9 protein-coding genes are annotated in these 20,840 nt (G+C 35.6%); all 9 read left to right on the top strand.

The features are described 5' to 3' along the window. Window positions 1–72: 72 nt before the first annotated feature. The 9 genes from ACM0OY_RS19045 to ACM0OY_RS19005 all read left to right on the top strand — a co-directional run bounded on the left by ACM0OY_RS19045 (window position 73) and on the right by ACM0OY_RS19005 (window position 20,530). Window positions 73–4,185 (top strand): hypothetical protein, encoded by a 4,113-nt coding sequence (locus ACM0OY_RS19045; RefSeq protein WP_414570415.1) that lies wholly within the window; start codon window positions 73–75, stop codon window positions 4,183–4,185. A gap of 14 nt (window positions 4,186–4,199) precedes the next feature. After that, complete coding sequence (locus ACM0OY_RS19040; protein ID WP_414570414.1) at window positions 4,200–5,981, top strand: tail fiber domain-containing protein; 1,782 nt, start codon at window positions 4,200–4,202, stop codon at window positions 5,979–5,981. 5 nt (window positions 5,982–5,986) lie between these two features. After that, window positions 5,987–6,211: a hypothetical protein gene (locus ACM0OY_RS19035; protein ID WP_414570413.1), complete on the top strand. Its 225-nt coding sequence runs from the start codon at window positions 5,987–5,989 to the stop codon at window positions 6,209–6,211. A gap of 27 nt (window positions 6,212–6,238) precedes the next feature. Then, complete coding sequence (locus ACM0OY_RS19030; RefSeq protein ID WP_414570412.1) at window positions 6,239–8,620, top strand: hypothetical protein; 2,382 nt, start codon at window positions 6,239–6,241, stop codon at window positions 8,618–8,620. Window positions 8,621–8,635: 15 nt separating this feature from the next. Beyond that, on the top strand, window positions 8,636–10,480 hold the full coding sequence (locus ACM0OY_RS19025; protein WP_414570411.1) for a contractile injection system tape measure protein: 1,845 nt from the start codon (window positions 8,636–8,638) through the stop codon (window positions 10,478–10,480). A gap of 127 nt (window positions 10,481–10,607) precedes the next feature. Continuing rightward, on the top strand, window positions 10,608–11,804 hold the full coding sequence (locus ACM0OY_RS19020) for a family 10 glycosylhydrolase (protein WP_414570410.1): 1,197 nt from the start codon (window positions 10,608–10,610) through the stop codon (window positions 11,802–11,804). A gap of 18 nt (window positions 11,805–11,822) precedes the next feature. Further along, window positions 11,823–12,047, top strand: a complete 225-nt coding sequence (locus ACM0OY_RS19015; protein WP_414570450.1) for a hypothetical protein — start codon at window positions 11,823–11,825, stop codon at window positions 12,045–12,047. A gap of 420 nt (window positions 12,048–12,467) precedes the next feature. Continuing rightward, complete coding sequence (locus ACM0OY_RS19010) at window positions 12,468–18,542, top strand: AAA family ATPase (RefSeq protein ID WP_414570409.1); 6,075 nt, start codon at window positions 12,468–12,470, stop codon at window positions 18,540–18,542. Then, window positions 18,539–20,530: a response regulator gene (locus ACM0OY_RS19005; RefSeq protein ID WP_414570408.1), complete on the top strand. Its 1,992-nt coding sequence runs from the start codon at window positions 18,539–18,541 to the stop codon at window positions 20,528–20,530. Before ACM0OY_RS19010 ends, ACM0OY_RS19005 begins: the two co-directional genes overlap by 4 nt. Window positions 20,531–20,840 lie beyond the last annotated feature (310 nt).

The raw sequence follows: 20,840 nt of genomic DNA, 5'->3' as shown, positions 1-20,840 counted from the left end.
CAGGAGAGCAACTTAATTCCGGGAACGGTAACAAGAAAAATTGCTTCATTAGGAGGCGACCAAAAAGCGAATATGAATACAAGCAAGCAAATTAAAGATCGAGTTTTTCGGGATGGTGTTAGTCAGCGCGATCGCTTACTCAGAGAACTGGAACCAGATTATGTTGCAGTTGATGAACGTGACCTATCAGATTTACTGACTTTTGTAAAAGAGTATGCCACAAAACTCAACTATTACGATGAGTCCAATACTATAAAAGGTGATTGGTCACCTTTCTTTGCGGCAGATGTGAACCAAATGGTTGCTTACATTAATAATCCGGAAAGCTTCGCCGATGATGAATTAACACTCAGACAATTATCTCAGCCTCATCTAGTTCTGTTATTTACGTTTTTACAATTATTACGTTATCCGCAGCAACAGTTTAAAGCACTGACCCAAAGATATCTCGATTTTTACTATCAAGAGGTACTGAAATTAGCTACTAAAGCGGAAGTTTCAGACAAAGTTAATGTCATTTTTGAGTTGGCGCCAGGAGAAGAAACACATCTGATTAAACAGGGTACTTTGCTCAACGCAGGTCAAGATAGCCAAGGTATTAATCTCAATTATGCTACTGATGAAGACATCATCGTTAATCGAGCTACTGTAGCGAGCGTTAAAACTTTATTTATAGAAAAAAAATACATTACTTTAGAAGACATTCATCAACAAGATAATAAAAGCGATCGCGCTTTTGAAAATATGCTGCGATGGGCAATTGGTAGCCCCAACCAAGGAGATAGTTTTCCTGATTTGAATCGCGAACCTGTTGATATTAGTTATCTCAAACAACGTATTTATCAACCACTTAAAAATACTAAGCAAATCTCTCAAGAAGCAAAACAATATATTGAAAATCAGCTATTTTTTGATACGATAGAAAATTTCCAATATTGCTTTGAGATACACGATCGCCAAATAAATCAGGATAATCAAAATATCAAAAAACCTACGGAATTAGAATGGCAAGAGGTTTATAAACTCACAGAAAAAGCCTACAGAAAAAAAATTACTTTCACAAGGCGTAATACTTTAAAGGAAGAGCGAGAAAAATCAGGCTTCGAGAGAATGATGAAGTTGGCTCTCGGTAGTCCTAATCCTGGTGATTATTTACCGGAAATGCCGAATAATTATAAAACCTTGGTTGAGATATTTAATAATATTACTCAAGAACTAGTTATTAGATATATCAAAGAACAACTTTATATGAGCGTAGAAGATTTCCGCAAGATTATGGAAATCCAGGCTACTACAGTAAATCCTAATTGGGAAGAAGTTTATCGACTCGTTGAAAAAGCACAAACTAAGAAAATCAACTTTACTTATCCTCCCATTGGAAGAACGGAAATTAAAAATCTTTATCCAAATTCTCCAGTTAATATAAAAGAGGGGCAAGCAGCTAAATTACAACGCTTTAATACTTTTGGAAATCTTACTAAAACTTTACAAAACTCTCTCGGTCTTGCAGTTACTTCCCCCATATTGTTGTTGCGAGAAGGTGCACGTACTATTACCCTGACCTTCGCATCTGAAGGGAAAACGTTGAATCGAAATGCTTTCCAAAAAATGCTAAGTAGTAAAATTCAACCTTTTGATATTTATTTGAGTAGTGAAACTCAATGGATACAACCTCAATCATTTAAATATGAAATTGGCGATTTTATTCTAGAAGAAGCACTTAAATCCTATAACACTTCAGAAATCTCTTTGGGTACTCCTGAAAATGGTAACTTTACAAGTGTGTCCTTGACAGCTACTAATGATACATTTGATTCCAATAATATAGGGGAAATTCTTATCTGGAATGACAGTAAAATATTTGAGATTACAGGAATATTAACCAGTAAAAAAGCTAATATCCAGCAAATTGGTATCGGTAATTTTCCTCAAGAGGTTGTTAGTAATGGCAAGATTAAACTATATCAAACTTCTGCTATTTACCTCAACAGCTTACAATTTAATTTCACCCTCGATCCCACCTTGCCTAGTATTTTGCCACCAAAAGTGGAGGAATCAACCTCTTTTATTACTACTCCGTATCCGGTGGTAAAAATTCTGTTGAAACAAGTATCAGAATTAAAAGATACTGAAGAACAAGCAATTTATTATCAAGAATTTAAATCGGTACTTTTAAAAAAGGTAAACCTAAAAGTTAAAGTTGAAAATCTTCAGGAGTTACAATTGCGGAATGATAACTCAGTCATAAATATTAAAACTCCTTTTCAAGCCTTTGGTAATAATCCCAAAGCAGGTTCGAGCTTTTACTTCGCCAATCGAGAAATTAGTTACAAAAAATTAGATAGTCTTTTCATAAAGATGGAATGGATGGGACTGCCTAAAAACTTTGGAGAATACTACAAAGCTTATTCGGACACTGGGGTAATTACCAAAATTGACAATAGCAGTTTTCAAGCCAGTTTGAAAATTCTCAATAATAGAAGCTGGGTTAAAATTGAAACTTCTAAATCTATTTTTTCTCAGAATGGGAGCATTTTAAGTAATTCAATTAATCTCAATTATCAAAATTTTAATATTTCTGACTATACTCTCGACACTTCTAATCTAGAAACCGATACAGACGATCCTTTTGAGCAACGCAGGTATTTCAAACTGGAATTAGAAAGCCCTGATTTTGCACATGATTTATATCCGATAGTCTTAAATAAGGTTGCTTTGGCAACGGATGACAAAAAAAACCTGACAGTTTATCCTCCCTATACCCCACAAGTAAAAACTATCTCCCTTGACTATACTGCTTCAGCGGAAGTTGACTTGCAAGCGTCCCCAAGCAATCATGAATCCAGCCAAATCTTCCATCTTCATCCCTTTGGCTATGCAGATATCCAAACCCTCAATCAAGATAACTCAACAAGTAACCAATATTATCTCCTACCTCAATATGAAGAAGAAGCCAGTTTATACATAGGTCTTTGCAATCTGCAACCACCGCAAAACATTTCCATCCTCTTCCAAATGATAGCGGGAAGTGGCAATGGCGAACTCACTCCGCCACAAATTCACTGGAGTTACTTGAGTGGTAATAATTGGCGAGAATTTCAAGACACAGAGATACTTTCCGATACTACCAACGGGTTAGTAGATCCGGGGATTATCCGCTTGAGTATCCCAGACAAAGCCACTACTGAGCATAACTTATTACCCAGTAATTTACATTGGTTACGAGCCACCACCAAGGAAAATACCACCGCCATTCCTGATACTTTGGACATCAAAACCCAAGCAGTTAGGGCTACTTTTATCAATCAGGGAAATGTAGCCGAGCATTTCAGTAAACCCCTCGCATCTAATTCTATTCAAGGATTTGTCACACGAGATCCCGCCATCAAAACAGTACAACAGCCTCATACATCATTTGGCGGTAAAGCAAAAGAAGATAACCGCGCTTTTACTATGCGGGTGAGTGAAAGACTGCGCCATAAACAGAGGGCGATAACTCCTTGGGATTACGAACGTCTGGTACTGGAACATTTTCCCCAAATTTATAAGGCCAAATGTATCACGTCTGCTGCTGGCTCAAATAATCCGGAGGCTGCAAAGGTAACAGTGGTAGTAGTTCCCGATATTTCTAATACTGCGCCGTTCTTTCCCCTCGAACCCAAAGCACCTTTATATTTGCTCAAGGAAATCGAGGCATATCTGCAAAAATATACCTCACCATTTGTACAAATTGTGGTGAAAAATCCCCGCTACGAACGTATTAAATATAGAGTGGGTATTCGTTTTCGCAATGGATATGAACAGGGTTACTATCTCAATCAACTCAATGAAGATATTAAACGCTTTTTGTCCCCCTGGGCCTATGAAGAACAAGCAGACATTACCTTTGGAAGTTCAATCCACAGTTCCTCACTCATCTATTTTATTGAGAACAGACCCTATGTCGATTATGTTGCCAATCTCAAATTAATTGAGCAAATCGGTATCAAAGCAGGTTCTCAAGGCAAATCAGATACTTATTATCGGGTAAATCAGTCTAATCTCGCCCAGGTACAACACCCGGATTCAATTTTAGTTTCTGCCCCTGAACATATTATCGACCTAATTGGCACAGAAAATTATGATGAGGAGGATTTTGAAGGCGTTGGTTACATGATTGTCGGTATTGATTTTATTGTTAGTTAAAAGGAGTAAAGATTGTGGCTCAAAAGAGTAGAACTGAACTGCAAGGATTATTTAAAACAGGAACAAAGCCTTCTCAACAGGATTTTGCCGACTTTATTGAATCCACTCTCAATATTAAAGATGATGGCATAGAAAAGCCATCTGGGGCAGATACACCCTTAAAGATTAAGGCACAGGGTACGGATGAAAAATTAATGGATTTTTATGCAGGTGAGACAAAAACCTGGAGTATTAATCAAAAGCCTGATAAGGATAAAATAGGTTTAAATATCTCTAATTCTGGAGGTAGTAAGCTTTTTATTACCAGCAGTAGTGGGAATGTAGGGATTGGTACAACAACTCCAGGAGCAAAGTTAGAGGTAAATGGGGATTTAAAAGTTACTGGTACAATTACGGGTAAAATCGATACAACAAATATTACTTCAGGAATATTAGCTGTTGAGCGTATTCCTAACTTATCAACTGACAAAATTACTTCAGGAATATTAGCTGTTGAACGTATTCCTAACTTATCGGCTGACAAAATTACTTCTGGAATATTGAGTGTTGACCGCATTCCTAACTTATCAACTAATAAAATTACTTCAGGAATATTAGCTATTGAGCGTATTCCTAACTTATCAGCTGATAAAATTACTTCTGGGATATTAGCTGTTGAGCGTATTCCTAACTTATCAGCTGACAAAATTACTTCTGGTACTATTTCTGGAAATCTATCAGTAACAGAAAGTCTTCGTTTTGGTGCATCTACAAGACAGATGATTAACTTGTGGAATGAAAATTATGGCATTGGAGTACAGAATGGTACTCAATATTTCCGCAGTGACAAGAACTTTGTTTGGTACAAAGGTGGCACTCATAATGACACTGAACTAAATCCTGGTGATAAAGGAACAGTACAGATGGTCATTAAAGACGGCAATGTTGGGATTGGTACAGTTGACCCAGGTAGCTATAAATTAACTGTGGAAGGAAATCAATACATCAAGGGTAAATTAACTATAACCGACTCTTTATCCGTTGCTGCATCTGTTGGTAGTACAACAAATATCGACTTTTCAGGCCATATCCAACTCAAAGAATATAGCACGCAAAACATTGCTTATTTTCAAGCAAGAGACGACTCGTCCAATCGAGATATTGGTTTGAGAATCAGAACCCAAAAGAAAGGTGATAGTAAACCGAGTATTGTAGACGCAATAACCATCAATCCTGACGGCAATTTAGGAATTGGGACAACGAATCCTGGTGCAAAGTTAGAAGTGAATGGCGATTTAAAACTCAAGACTACTGTGAATGAATTGACGATGTACTTAGATGGTGACGGCTTGCTATTTAAAGTATTGAACTCATACCAAGGTAAAGCTAATAGCAATAGAGTAATAAAATGGGATGGTGACAATAATTGGGATTCTGTCTCTGATGTCCGGTTAAAAACAAATATCGAAAATGAAGGTAATATCTTAAGTCGTTTAATGCAAATGGATGTCAAAAACTATCATTGGAAAGATAATCCTGATGCTCAAACTAAGAAAATTGGTTTTATTGCACAAGATGTTCAGCCTTTGTTTCCATCTCTAGTTGGCGAAATAAAAAATCAAGAAAATCATGAAACAACGCTAACATTAAAATATGCTGACTTTGGCATATTAGCAATAGGAGGATTAAAAGAGCTTAAAACTGAAATAGATAACCAAATTGCACAACTAAAAACTGAGATGAATGATGAAATTGAGGAACTCAAAATCCAAATTCAAAAATTGAATAATATGAGTAATATAGGATGTAACAGTTAAAAAATATGAAACAACAACTCGAACAACGCCTTGCCGAACTCAAATCTGAATTTGCATCAGGACAAAAAGTCCTCGCAGATTTAGAATCCAAACAAGTAAGTGTCCGGGAAACTTTACTCCGCATTCAAGGAGCAATTCAAGTATTAGAAGAAGAACTAACAAAAAATAATGGTACTGCATCTAAACCAGAAAAGGTAGAAGTTTTAGAAAAAGAGGAAATAGGGAGTTAAATCACTAGCCAAAACCATAAAATCACCATGACTGAACACCTTACGATTTCTAGCACTCTCCCCGAACACCCTGGGATGAATTTTGCTTTATTGCGACAAGAAGGTATAAAGCACATTGAACGCCTAGCAGGGAAACTATGGACAGATTACAATACCCACGATCCTGGTATTACTATCCTAGAGCAGCTCTGCTATGCCATCACGGATTTAAGCTATCGGCTTGACTTCGAGATGAAAGACTTGCTTGCACCTTCTCCTGGAGAAAACAGGAAACAGTTTTTCACGGCTAGAGAAATTCTCACCGTTAATCCCCTGACAATTAATGATTATCGTAAACTATTAATTGACATTGATGGTGTTAAAAATGCTTGGTTAAAACCCATTAAGAACTCACAACCCCTGATTTATTACGATTCCATTCTTCATACATTAACTTTTAAAGCTTCTGATTTCACTGAAGAAGTCAATTTAAATGGGCTTTATCGGGTAATGGTTGAAAAAGAAAAGAATATATTTGATGAAGCCAGCTTAATAGAAAAAATAAAAACTAAACTTAATCAACACCGCAATCTGTGTGAAGATTTTCCTTCAATCGAAATATTATCCATTGAAGAAATTACTATCAAAGCCGATATAGAAGTAGAAGAAGGCTTTGATGTCAATGAATTAATGGCAAAGATATATTTTGACTTAGAGAATTTTATTTCTCCTCATTTACGATTCTTAACTTTAAAAGAATTACTAGAGCTAGGTAAAACTCCTGAAGCAATTTTTGAGGGTTTTCCCCTTGAACATGGGTTTATTGATGATGAACAACTTGAGAGCTTCACTAAGAAAGATGAACTCCACACTTCTGATTTTATTAAGATTATTTTAGATATTCCTGGAATAAAAACAATTAGGAAAATCAATCTTTCGAGCAACAAGTCGTCAGAATTAGAAGAATGGGCGTTGGCATTAGATACTAATCTTACACCCCAACTTAAAAATATAGATAGTTTGACAAATAATATTAGCTTTTATAAAGGACAAATTCCGTGCAATTTGAACCTGGCTAAAGCTAAAATTCATCTGGCATCCTTACAAGAGCAAAACACAAAATCACTATCAACTACACAAATAAAAGATATCCCCATCCCTGAAGGACAATATCGAGAATTATCTGACTATGAATCAATCCAAAACGAGTTTCCTGCTAATTACGGTATTGGAGAATTAGGTTTACCTGCTTCTGCTTCTCCTCAACGCAAAGCTCAAGCAAAGCAACTGCAAGCTTATTTAATGTTTTTCGATCAACTTTTAGCTAACTATTTTTCTCAATTAGAACATGCTAAAAATTTATTTCATTTTCAAGGAAATAACAAGAACAGCTATTTTTATCATGATGTTTCTATGTTTCCAGGTGCAACTGAAATCCTCAAAGTTAATAATAATTCATCAGCAGATAAATGGAATAACACTGATTTAGAAAGAAAAAACCGTTTCCTGAACTATTTAATAGCACAGTATTGTGAAAAATTTACAGATTATTCTTTACTTTTATATAACTCAATCCTGGAAGAGAAACTAATTAATCATAAACTTACTTTTTTAGAAAACTATCCTCAAATTAGTGCTGGAAGAGGTAAAGCATTTAATTATACTGATCCGAGTCAAGTTTGGGATACAGACAACGTATCAGGTCTAAAACAAAGAATTTGCAGCTTAATCGGAATCCCCTACAAGCGACAAACTTTAGCTCTCTCTGATGAATCAAATGAAACAGAAGGATTTCATTTAGTCGAACATATTTTACTTCGTCCTTATAGCAGTCAAAATTCCGATCATAACCCTAATTTTTTAAATTTAGGTTATGAAATTTTGGAATTTAAATCAAACACAATTTCAAACAAAGTAGTAACTTGTGTTTCTATACTACACGGGCTTCACGAAAACGAACAAATACAAATATTTTGCACAAATAATTACAATGGAATTTATTTTATTAGCAATGTTCAAGAAGATACATTCGATATAGAAATAGAAACAGGATTTGTAAAATCAGAACAAGGAAAATGGGTACAAGTAGATCGATCGCGAGATCCTTATTCTTTCCAACTTAGTTTTGTATTCCCTAATTGGCAGTTTCAAAATGAAAACTTTAGAAAACTAATTTATAACATTATCAGTGCAGAAATTCCTGCTCATATAACCCCTTATTACCACTGGCTAGATAAATCTAAAATGCAAGATTTTGAAAGGTCTTATACTCACTGGTTGAACACAATTGTGGATAAAAATGCTCAACCTGAGGATATTAAGAGTATTAGTAATAACTTAATTAAAGCCTTGGGAATTGCTAGTGTTGATATCGGAGAATTTAGCGTTCTAGGGTATATGACTATCGGTACAGATTTTGTAGTGAGTTGATTAAATTTTTTGCAAGTGAACCAACAGCGACATTCGATCAAAAAACAGGTTATAGAACTTAATTTGAGTTCAAAAGAAGGTGCTTTTGAACTACAAAATGAGTTAAGTAGAATATATAGCCATAAAATTATTCCCCTTATTGATAATGTCTTGAGTCAGTTCAGCAGTTCAGACATAATATATCGAATTAATACTTTAGAACTTAATCTAGGAAATATTGATATTAATAATTTGGAACAGGAATTAATTAATAAAATTATAGAAAAACTTCAGCAACAATTACCAGAAGAAATTCGTCTATCACCTTCTAGTTTTTCAGGAGAGATACAACCTAATACTAACGAATCTTCAATGCTGCTTCCTAAAATAGAAGTTTTATCTGATGAAAGAGGTGTAGAGACAGGTAAGAATCCACGAGAAAATCAAGTTAACTCTATTGATGCAACTTGGTATGAAATATCATCCGATCAAATCGGAATCCCAGAAATTGCTGAGAAAGTAGCTTCACAACTAGATGTTTTTAGCTACTTTATCCAAACAGGTATGCTACCTTGGTGGAGTGAAAAATTAAGCAAACAAGAGCTAGAAGAGTGTTGCGATCGCCTCATCACAAATTCACCAAATAAAATTAAATATCTTATCGAGCAAAATTTTCAAGATGCAAAGCAATTACAGCGGATTATTTACCAATTTTCTGATTCAATACTCTTGAAAATAGTAGGGTTATTTACTGCGCATTTAGTCCAGTTTATTACAGACTATAATATAGACACAAAGCCGATATTTAAACAGTTAGAGCAGACTAGAAATATTCCGGAAGCAAAATTTAGATTGGATAAATGGCAAGGAATATTTTTCAGTCTCTCCTCAGATAGTAATACTGAACTGAATAAAGTTAGATTAATCCAAGCAAGTTTGTTACATATTACTACAAGTAATGGGATTAATTATACTGAGTTTATAAATAATCTTGCTGCCAAAATAGAGCATCTAATTCAAGAAGGTAATCACTTCAAAAGCACACTTCCAAAAATATTAACAGCAATCAAAATATCTAGCGAATATACACACTTGATTGTAGAAGATAAACAAGCAAAATTTCTATTAACCGAATTACAACAATTAAGTCTAAATAGACAGATATCACCGCAAAACATACAGCAAATAAATCAACTTAAACATGAGCTTGAAATCTCACTAAAGGAAATAAAAAATCCTGCTTTGGTAGAGAGTAAATCTAACCAAATAAAACGCCTCAACGAAATTTTAGAAATTACTCAAACTCTTAAAATCAAAATCAAACAAGAAACCAATTCCAAGCAAACTACACTTGTAAATTCTGTCAATACTTTTAGTCACTCTGATGAAATCTACATTTACAATGCAGGATTAATTTTGGTATGGCCATTTCTGAATCGTTTTTTCATTAAAATAGGGCTAGTACAAAAGAATTTTTTTATTAATATGATATCTGCTGAACGAGCAGCTATTTTACTCCAGTATTTAGTTGATGGTTCAACAGATTCATCTGAACATAGTTTTCCCCTAAACAAAATACTTTGTGCCATAGATTTAGTAGAACCTATAGACACTAATTTAGAAATCACTACATACGAACGAACAGAATGTGAAAATTTTTTATCTGCGGTGATTCAAAATTGGAATATTTTGAAAAATACATCTATAGACGGATTTAGAAAAGCTTTTTTGCAGAGAAACGGCATTTTGAGAGTTCGTGATGCTGGGTGGCTGCTACAAATTCAACGTGAAACTTACGATGTTTTACTAGATAGAATTCCTTGGAGTATACGAGTTATCAAACTGCCGTGGATGGATAACATTTTATATATAGAGTGGTAAAAAGATAGTGCATCAGATCGCAGACTAAGAGTTTAACAAGTCGTGAGGATAAAAGTCTATGACCATGCAGTTAAATGGCAGCAATCTGTACATATAAAGTGAGATTAAGTGATAGCTTTTAGATAATATGCCGCAACAAAATAAAGAGCCAAATGGATGTGGATGCTTAAATATTCCATTTTCTGTAATTATAGCTGTCTTAGGATCTGCTTACTGGTGGTTCAGCCAGAAAGGGAATTTAGATATCAGCAAATTTTTACCAAAGAATGAACGAGTAACTATTCCTATTCTCAGCCCTACTCCAACTACATCCACGATTTCCATCCCAACTGCTTCTTCAACCCCGACTTCTACTTTATCAATCCCTTTAAATTTAGCTGTTAAGAATAAGGAAACTACAGGTAAAACAATAGAAGTTCAAAAAACGCCATTACCTCCTACTCCTTGGGAGAAAAAAGTAATTAGAGGAATTTATTTAACTCGCTACCAAGCTACAAATAATGCTGATGAACAAACCATCCGGCAAAGAGTTCGTTACTATCGCACTCAAGGAATTAATACAATCATTCACGGTGTTTGGGGGAATGGTTGTACGATGTACAAAAGCGACGTTATGCAGCAAACTCTAGGGTATAAAAGTTGCCTAAACCAGTTTCGGGAACAATGGTTGAATTGGTTGATTGATGAGGCGCATGACCAAGGAATGCAAGTTCACGCTTACTTCGAGAAGGGAATCAAAATAGATAAAAATAGCCCAATTTTTGATTTAGCAGTTACCCGAAAATGGATTGTTCCAGGAGTGGATAAAACCTACTCTGGGATCGATCATTATGTACTTGATGTGGAAAATCCTGAAGTTGCTGCTCTATTTAAAAATATCTTAGTTGAGTTTGTCAAAAAATATCCAAATATTGATGCAGTTCAATGGGATGATTATCTAGGCTACCATGCTGAATTACCGGGAAAAGTTGATAGAACTGCAAATTTAACTAAATTTGTGCAAGAAATGACAAGCTCTATGAAACAAGCTAATTCATCAGTAAGTTTTGATATTTGCCATCATAATCCTTATTGGGCTAAAAAATATTTTGCAGCTGACTGGGAAAAATGGGGAGTAGATCGGGTATTTATTCAAGCTTATAATGATAAGAACTTTGAAGAAGAATTAAACTACGCTCAAAAATATGCTGGAGTGGCAATCACAGATTATCAACTAAATCGTCTAAGAAAATTAGTTAATAATCCAAACATTAGAAGTATCTTAGTTTTTCCATTTTCCGGTAATCCAGAAAAAACAGCTTCTAGCTTAAAAAATTCGATATGATCCTCTGCTAACCTTGCCATAGGTAAAAACAATCAGAGTATTGTTGCTCTCAATCTTTTAGGTACTGTTAATAACTACACCCAGGCGGGCGGTGCAGGCAGTGATACCATTCATGGCAATGCCGGAAATGACTACATCACAGGTGGCAATGCTAATGATTTCCTGTTTTGGGATAGTGGTAGGCCTCATCCCTCAACACCTATTGGCTGCCATGTTTGTTGTACTCTCAGGCTCTTATCGTAAGTTATTATCCGGACATGATATAATTCGTAATATAATTCCATTGGATGACGCTTTAGTTTTTGCGACATTATCTCATCAAAGCTTTACTTTCCTTTACTTTCAATCACATAAATCAATCTCAGGCTTATTAATACGTCAAAAAATAATGACAATTTCCGATTTAAATGACAGTAAAATTTAAGATCGAGATAAAACTTCTTGAATATAACTCAAAAATCGGCAGGTTGCATAACAAAAATTTAAAATAATCATAGTAGTGTGAGTAAGTAGGTAAGTAAAATTATTTACCATAAACATACAACAAACAAGCGACAACGTATCAGAATCATTGTCAAATTATTTAAATAATCCTTTTTAATGCCACAACAAGTTTTTTATAGCTGATTTGACAATTCAGCTAACTCAAGTAACAAAATAAATATGAGTATTATCCTTGCCGATTACAACCTCATCAAAGTTATTTTTGATGGCATAAATACCTGTATTTACCGTGGTTTCAAAGAGTCAGAACAAACCTCAGTAATTATTAAAACTCTCAAAGCTGAGTATCCCACCATAGAACAAATTGCCCGCATAAGGCACGAGTATCAAATATTGAATTCTCTACAAATAGAAGGAGCTATTCAACCTCTAGCCTTAGAAAGCACACAAAATGGTGTAGCACTTATCTTGCAAGATTTTGATGGAGAAACACTCAAGGATATTATTAACACAGAAAATTTCAAATTAAACCATTTTTTGCAAATTGCTATTCAATTAGCTACAACACTACATCAACTACATCAAAATAATCTTATTCATAAAGATATTCAACCTCAAAATATCCTGATTAATTCCAACACAGTTAAAATAAAAATTATCGATTTTAGTATTGCATCACGCCTATCTAGAGAAAATCAGATAGTTAACGATCTTAATTTGCTCGAAGGTAGCCTAGCTTATATGTCGCCTGAGCAAACTGGGAGAATGAACCGCTCAATAGACTATCGAACTGATTTTTACTCCTTAGGCGTAACATTTTACGAAATGCTAACTAGGAAGCTGCCCTTTGTTGCAGATGACCCTTTAGAATTAGTTCACTCACACATTGCCAAAATTCCAGTTACGCCTCACGAATTAAATAACAAAATACCGCTAGCAGTTTCTGATATTGTCATGAAATTATTAGCTAAAACTGCTGAGGAAAGATATCAAAACGCCTTAGGGCTGAAAGCTGATTTAGAAGTATGTTTACGCCAACTGCAAGCAACTGGTAAAATTGAATATTTTGTTGTTGGTCAACTTGATTTATATAGCCAATTTTTGATCCCCCAAAAACTTTACGGTCGAGAGCAAGAAGTTGCAAAATTGATAAATGCCTTTGAGCGAGTTAGTTCTGGTGCAACTGAGTTAATGCTAGTTAGCGGTTATTCTGGCATTGGTAAATCTTCGTTAGTAAATGAAGTTCATAAACCCATCATTCGCCAGCGTGGTTATTTTATTTCGGGAAAGTTTGACCAGTATAAACGCAATATACCTTATGCTTCATTAATTCAAGCTTTTCAAGAATTGATGCGACAACTATTAACAGAAAGTACTGAAAGAATAACAAACTGGAAAACACAAATATTAGAAGCGGTTGGTGTCAACGGTCAAGTTATTATTGACGTTATTCCTGATGTAGCAAAAATTATCGGTCCTCAGCCTGAAGTACCACAACTAGGAATTAATGAAGCTCAAAACCGCTTTAATCGATTATTTCAACAATTTCTTCATATATTTTCTCAAGCCGAACATCCACTAGTAATTTTTTTGGATGACTTACAGTGGGCAGATGCAGCTTCTCTCAAGTTAATTCAACTGGTAATTAGTGACCCTGAGAGTAAATATTTATTAATAATAGGAGCATATAGAGATAACGAGGTGAATCGGACTCATCCATTAATATTAACTCTAGAAGAACTGCAAAAATCTGATGCGAATGTCAACAATATTGTTCTCCAGCCTTTGGAGATTTATGATATCAAGCAATTAGTTAACGATACACTCCGTAGTTGTCTAGAAAAATCACAGGAGCTAGCTGATTTAGTATTGCACAAAACCCAGGGTAATCCATTTTTTGTAACCCAGTTACTTAAATCTCTTTACCAAGATAATCTGTTATTTTTTAAGTTTGATACAGGTTGTTGGGAGTGGAATATTAAACTTATACACAAGATTGATATTACTGATAATGTAGTTGAATTAATGGTTAATCAAATTCAAAAGTTATTACCAGTAACACAGAAAGTTTTAAAATTAGCTGCTTGTATTGGCGATAAGTTTACTTTAGATATTTTGAGCGTTGTTAACCAAAAGTCTTTGTCAGAAACAGCCAAAGAACTATGGGAAGCTTTGCAAGCAGGTTTAGTTTTACCTATAAACTCATCTTATAAAATACCTTTAGTTGTTACCGAGCAGATAGAAGAACAGCTCATAATAGAGCAAGAACAGCAAACAATTACATACAAATTTTTGCACGACCGCGTGCAGCAAGCATCTTATTCTTTGATTCCAGATATTCAGAAAAAAGCAACTCACCTGAAAATCGGGCAATTGCTTCTCCAAAAAACTTCGCTTGAAGAGCAAAAAGAAAACATTTTTTATTTAGTAAATCACCTAAATTATGGTATTGATTTGCTAACTTCACAATCAGAAAAATATGAGTTAGCTGAACTCAACTTCATAGCAGGAAAGAAAGCAAAAGCAGCAGCAGCCTATGAGTCTGCCATGCGCTATTTAAAAGAAGGTTTGAGATTATTAACATTAGATAGCTGGCAAAATCAATACCAGTTAGCACTATCAATTTATGAGTCAGCAGTAGAAATAGCATACCTCAACGGTGATTTTGTAAAGATGGAGAAATGGGCCAACCTTGTTCTACAGCAAGCAAAAATTCCACTCCATAAAATGAAAGTCTATGAGGTAAAAATCCAAGCTTCTATGGCGCAACTTAAACCACTTGAAGCATCAAAAATTGGTTTACAAGCGCTAGAATTGTTAGGTATTAGTTTTCCAGTGTCGCCTAGCTTGTCGGACATTCAGGAAACTCTGAATCAAACAGCGACTAATTTAGCTACGAAAAAAATAGAAGACCTGATTAACCTACCATTAATGATAGATGTAGACAAGCTAGCAGCTGTGAGAATGCTAACTAGTATGGGTTCATCTACTTATCAAGCTGCTCCCACATTGTTTCCGTTGGTGGTGTGCGAACAGGTAAATTTATCTATCTACTATGGAAATGCACCTTTTTCAGCTTATGGTTATGTTTGTTATGCAGTAATTTTAAATAGCATCATTCAAGATATAGATTCAGCTTATAAATTTGGCAAATTAGCATTAAGCTTAGTTGAAAAATTAAATGTTTTAGAACTGAAGACAAGCATATTTTATGTGGCTGCATCATGTACGATGCATGGAAAAGTTCATGCTAAGGAAACGTTACCACTTTTAGAAAATGCTTACTCTAGTGGTCTGGAAAACGGACAGTTTGAATATGGTTGCTATGCTGCTGCACACAAATGTCAGCATTTATATTTTATTGGCGAAGAATTGCCAAGATTGGAAAAAGAAATAGCAACAACTAGTAATGTTCTAGCTCAACTTAAACAGGAAAATGCCTTAAGTTGGAATGAAATCTTTCACCAGTCAGTTTTTAACTTACTCCGACCTTGTGAAAATCAGTGTCGTCTAGTGGGTGAAGTATATAACGAAGACAAATCATTGCCATTACTGCAAACAGCTAATGCTAGAACTGGCCTTCACTACTTTTATTTAAACAAACTTATCCTTTGCTATTTATTTGGTGACTACCAACAAGCAGCGCAAAATGCAGTACAGGCCGAGCATTATTTGGATGGTGTCAAAGCATTTTTACATGTGCCAGTATTTCATTTCTACGATTCTTTAGCACGGCTAGGCATTTATCAATTAGCATCAAATGAACAGCAAAAATATCTCTGGGATAAAATAATTAATAACCAAACAAAAATGCAAATTTGGGCAAACAAGGCTCCGATGAATTTTCAGCATAAATATGAGCTTATAGAGGCAGAAAAAGCACGATTATTAGGGCAATATTGGCAAGCAATGGAATATTATGATCGAGCTATTGCTGGAGCTAAAGAGCAAGGATACATCCAGGAAGAGGCTCTTGCCAATGAATTAGCAGCAAAATTTTATTTTCAGTGCGGTAAAGAAAAGGTGGCTCAGACTTATCTCGCTGATGCTTACTATGGATATAGTAACTGGGGAGCAACAGCAAAGCTGAGAGATTTAGAAGTAAAATATCCCCAAATTTTCGCTCGGATGTCGGAACAAAGAACGCACAGCCCAGAAAGGAACCGACTCATCCAATCTCTGAATCAAAGTATTAGTGAATCTTTTGATTTAGCAGCAGTTATGAAAGCTTCACAAGCGCTTTCTGGTGAAATTGTTTTTGACAAATTGCTAGCTAAATTGATGCAAATTGTGCTTGAGAATGCTGGTGCGGAAACAGGATTTTTAATTTTAGAGAGAGCAGGTAATTTATTTATAGAGGCTTCAGGTAGCTTTGGTCAAACCCAAATCAATGTTCAGCAATCAACACCTGTAGAATTGAGTCAGCAATTACCTATATATATTATTAATTATGTACATCGAACTCAGGAATATATTGTACTTAACGATGCTACCAGTGAGGGAGGATTTACAACAGATAGCTATATTGTTGAGCACAAACCAAAATCTATTTTATGTAGCCCGATTATTCATCAAGGTAAGCTGATTGGCATTCTTTACTTAGAAAATAAATTGATTGCCGGGGCATTTACACCCCAACGTTTAGAAGTTTTACAACTGTTATCATCACAAGCAGCAATTTCGTTAGAGAATGCCCGTCTCTATAATCATTTAGAAGAATATAATCGGACATTAGAAATAAAAGTTCAGGAGCGGACTCTAGAATTACAAGATAAAAATTTACAATTACAACAAGAAATTAGCGAACGGCAAAAAGCTGAAGAAATAGCTGCATCTGCCAACCGTGCCAAGAGTGAATTTCTGGCTAACATGAGTCATGAACTCCGAACCCCACTCAATGGTATTTTGGGTTATACTCAAATTTTCCAGACAGATACATCTTTAACTGCCCAACAAAAGAATGGTGTAAATATTATACATCAGTGTGGTGAACATCTATTAACACTGATCAATGATATTTTAGACATTTCCAAAATAGAAGCTCGAAAAATGGAGCTTTCTTTACAAGAGTTTAATTTTCCAGCTTTTTTAGAAGGAATAGTAGAAATTTGTCGAATTCGCGCTGAACATAAGGGAATTAGCTTAATTTACCAACCTTTATATCCACTACCTAGTCTAATTTCTGCTGATGACAAACGCTTACGTCAAATTTTAATTAATTTACTAAGTAATGCAGTTAAATTTACAAAAAAAGGTAGCATTACTTTTAAAGTAGGCTATGTAAATCAGGATGGAGAGTGGATCAATAATACAGATAAACTTGCAGATCAATTATCAAACTCCAAAATTCGATTTCAAGTAGAAGATACAGGAATTGGTATTGCTCCAGAGCAATTAGAAGAGATATTTTTACCTTTCAAGCAAGTAGGTGAAGATAGCCTTAAGACAGAAGGAACCGGATTAGGTTTGTCTATTAGTCGCCAATTGGTTCAGATGATGGAGAGTGAATTATATGTCACAAGTGAATTAGGTAAAGGCAGCGTTTTTTGGCTAGATTTGGAATTACCAGAAGTTGTTCAACACACAAAAAATAATGTTAATGAACTTAACATTATTGGTTTTCTAGGCGCTAAACGTAAAATTATGGTGGTAGACGATAAATGGGAAAATCGGTCTGTATTGGTTAATATCTTAGAGCCTCTAGGTTTTGAAGTTGTAGAAGCAGCTGATGGTTTAGATTGTCTTGGCAAAGTTCCTGAATGTCAGCCAGACTTGATTTTTATGGACTTGGTAATGGCAAACTTGGATGGATTTGAAGCTACCCGTCGCCTCAGAGTGCTACAAAACTTTAAGGAAGTGATAGTGATTGCTGTCTCAGCTAGTGTTTTTGAATTTAATCAACAAGAAAGTCGCAAAGTAGGGTGTGATGATTTTCTGGCAAAACCAATTAAAAAAGCAGAACTTTTAGAAAAGTTACAGGTTCACTTGGGATTAGAATGGGTATATGAAGATAAAGGTAAGGTAAGAAAAATGAAGGACGAAAATAAAAGTCCCACTAATACTTTACACTTAACATCTCAGACTCTTATTGTGCCTCCTTCAGCAACTGAACTGGCAATTTTGCTAGATTTGGCGATGCGGGGTGATTTAAGAAGCATTGCTGAACGAGCTGTAAAACTAGAAGAAATAGATGACGAGTTGCAGCCTTTTGCTAGTCATTTATATCAACTAGCTAAAGGTTTTAAAGGAAAACAAATATTAGAATTTCTCCAAAAGTATTTTGAGGCTGTATGAAAAATGATGTTAATAAATCCAGTGTCATTTTAATTGTTGATGACACTCCGATAAATTTAGAAATGCTGTTTGATTTTCTAGGTCAAGCTGGATTTACGGTTTTGATTGCTGAAGACGGCGAAAGTGCGATCGCTAGAGCCGAGTATGCCCCACCTGACTTAATTCTATTAGACATCCTCATGCCGGGAATGGACGGTTTTGAAACCTGCCGTCTCCTAAAAAAGAGTGAATTAACGCAAGATATTCCTGTTATTTTCATGACTGCACTTTCCGAAACAGTGGATAAAGTCAAAGGCTTTGAATTGGGGGCAGTTGATTACCTTACTAAACCACTTCAACATCAAGAAGTCTTAGCGAGAATTCAACTCCATCTGAAACTGCGAACTCTGGCAAAAACACTGCAAGAACAAAATTTACGCTTGGAAAGCGAAATTGCTGAACGCTTACAAGTCGAAGAAAAAATCCGCGAACAAGCTGCTTTGTTGGATATTACTAGTGATGCAATTATTGTCAAAGATTTTGTCAATCAAATCCGTTTTTGGAACCAAGGGGCTGAGGATTTGTATGGCTGGAAATCTACCGATGTAATTGGTATGAATGTCAATCAGATTTTATATCCACCAGAAAGCTTATCTCAAATCCAAAATATTTATGCAAGTATAGCTGAGTCTGGTTTTTGGCATGGTGAATTACACCAAATTAATAAACAAGGACAAGATATTATTGTTGCCAGTCGTTGGACTTTAATGCGCGATCGCGACGGACAACCAAAATCAATTTTAACGGTAAATACTGATATTACCGAAAAGAAACATTTAGAAAGTCAAATTCTCCGGGCGCAACGTCTAGAAAGTATTGGCACCCTAGCTAGTGGCATAGCTCATGACCTAAACAATATACTCACTCCCATTTTGACGGCAGCACAACTGTTGCAACTCAAAATGTCTGATACCAATGAGCGCAATCAACAAATGTTGAAGACCATAGAAAATAATTCTAAACGTGGAGCTGCTTTGGTCAAGCAAGTCCTCCAATTTGCGCGAGGAGTCGAAGGACAGCGTACCGTTGTGCAAGTAAACCATCTGTTCTCAGAAATTCAGCAAATTGTCCAAGAGGCGTTTCCGAAATCGATTGAATTGACAGCGCATATTCAGCCGGGACTTTGGGCTGTAATTAGCGATGCAACGCACCTACATCAGCTACTGATGAACTTAGTAGTTAATGCTCGTGACGCTATGCCCAGAGGTGGTCATATCAAAATTTCTGCCCAAAATCTCTTCATCGATCAACAGTATGCACGCATGAATATTGATGCCCATATTGGTGCTTACATTGTGATTACTGTTGCAGATACAGGCATGGGAATGCCCTCAGAGATCCTTGACAGAATCTTCGAGCCGTTCTTTACCACTAAAGATATTGGCAACGGTACAGGATTGGGTCTGTCTACCGTCAGGGGTATCATCCAAAGTCATGGTGGTTTTATAACTGTGGCTAGTCAGGTCGGTAGAGGTACTGAATTTAAAGTTTACTTGCCAGCAGTGGAAGTAGCAAAAACACCACTAGCGGAAGACCTGGAATTGTTCAAAGGTAACGGAGAATTAATTTTAGTAGTTGATGATGAAAGCGAGATTTTAGAAACAACCAAAATTTCCCTAGAAACTTACAACTACAGAGTTCTGATAGCGAGTGATGGGATTGAAGCGATCGCCCTCTATGCTCGACACGAAGACGAAATTAACCTAGTGTTGATGGATATGATGATGCCATCAATGGATGGTGCTACTGCCATTAGTACGTTGCAAAAAATGAATTCCCAGGTGAAGGTTGTGGCTGTTAGCGGTCTGAATGTTAGCGATAAACTGACTAAAATACCTGGAGTCAAAAAGTTTATCCCTAAGCCATACACAACCAAGGAGTTATTGCAGACCTTACACAGTATTCTTGTAGAGAAAGCCACAAACTCAAAGGGTGCTGTTAAAGCATAGACAATATCTTGGTTTAAGTACTTGACCTAAAGCTAGCAAGACTACTGGTATCAGAGCTTGCTGCGGGTTGTTAAACACATGGCGATCGCCTAATTTCCCCATCGCCTTCACAGCTTCAAAAAATGCCTCTTCTTACCTATCAAAGACTGATAATTATTACAAAGGCAGAGGAGGTGTTTACCAACGGCAACTACCTCCTCAACTATCTATGCAAAAGTTTACCATTTGTAACTAAATCACTTCAATGAAAACTTTTGAGTCCTGTTTTATCGACATATAGATAGTTTTTAGGGAATTATTTTTTTGAAGT

This window comes from Nostoc sp. CCY 9925, assembly GCF_963920935.1.
Lineage (GTDB): Bacteria > Cyanobacteriota > Cyanobacteriia > Cyanobacteriales > Nostocaceae > Nostoc.
This window is presented reverse-complemented; position numbering and strand designations above follow the sequence as displayed.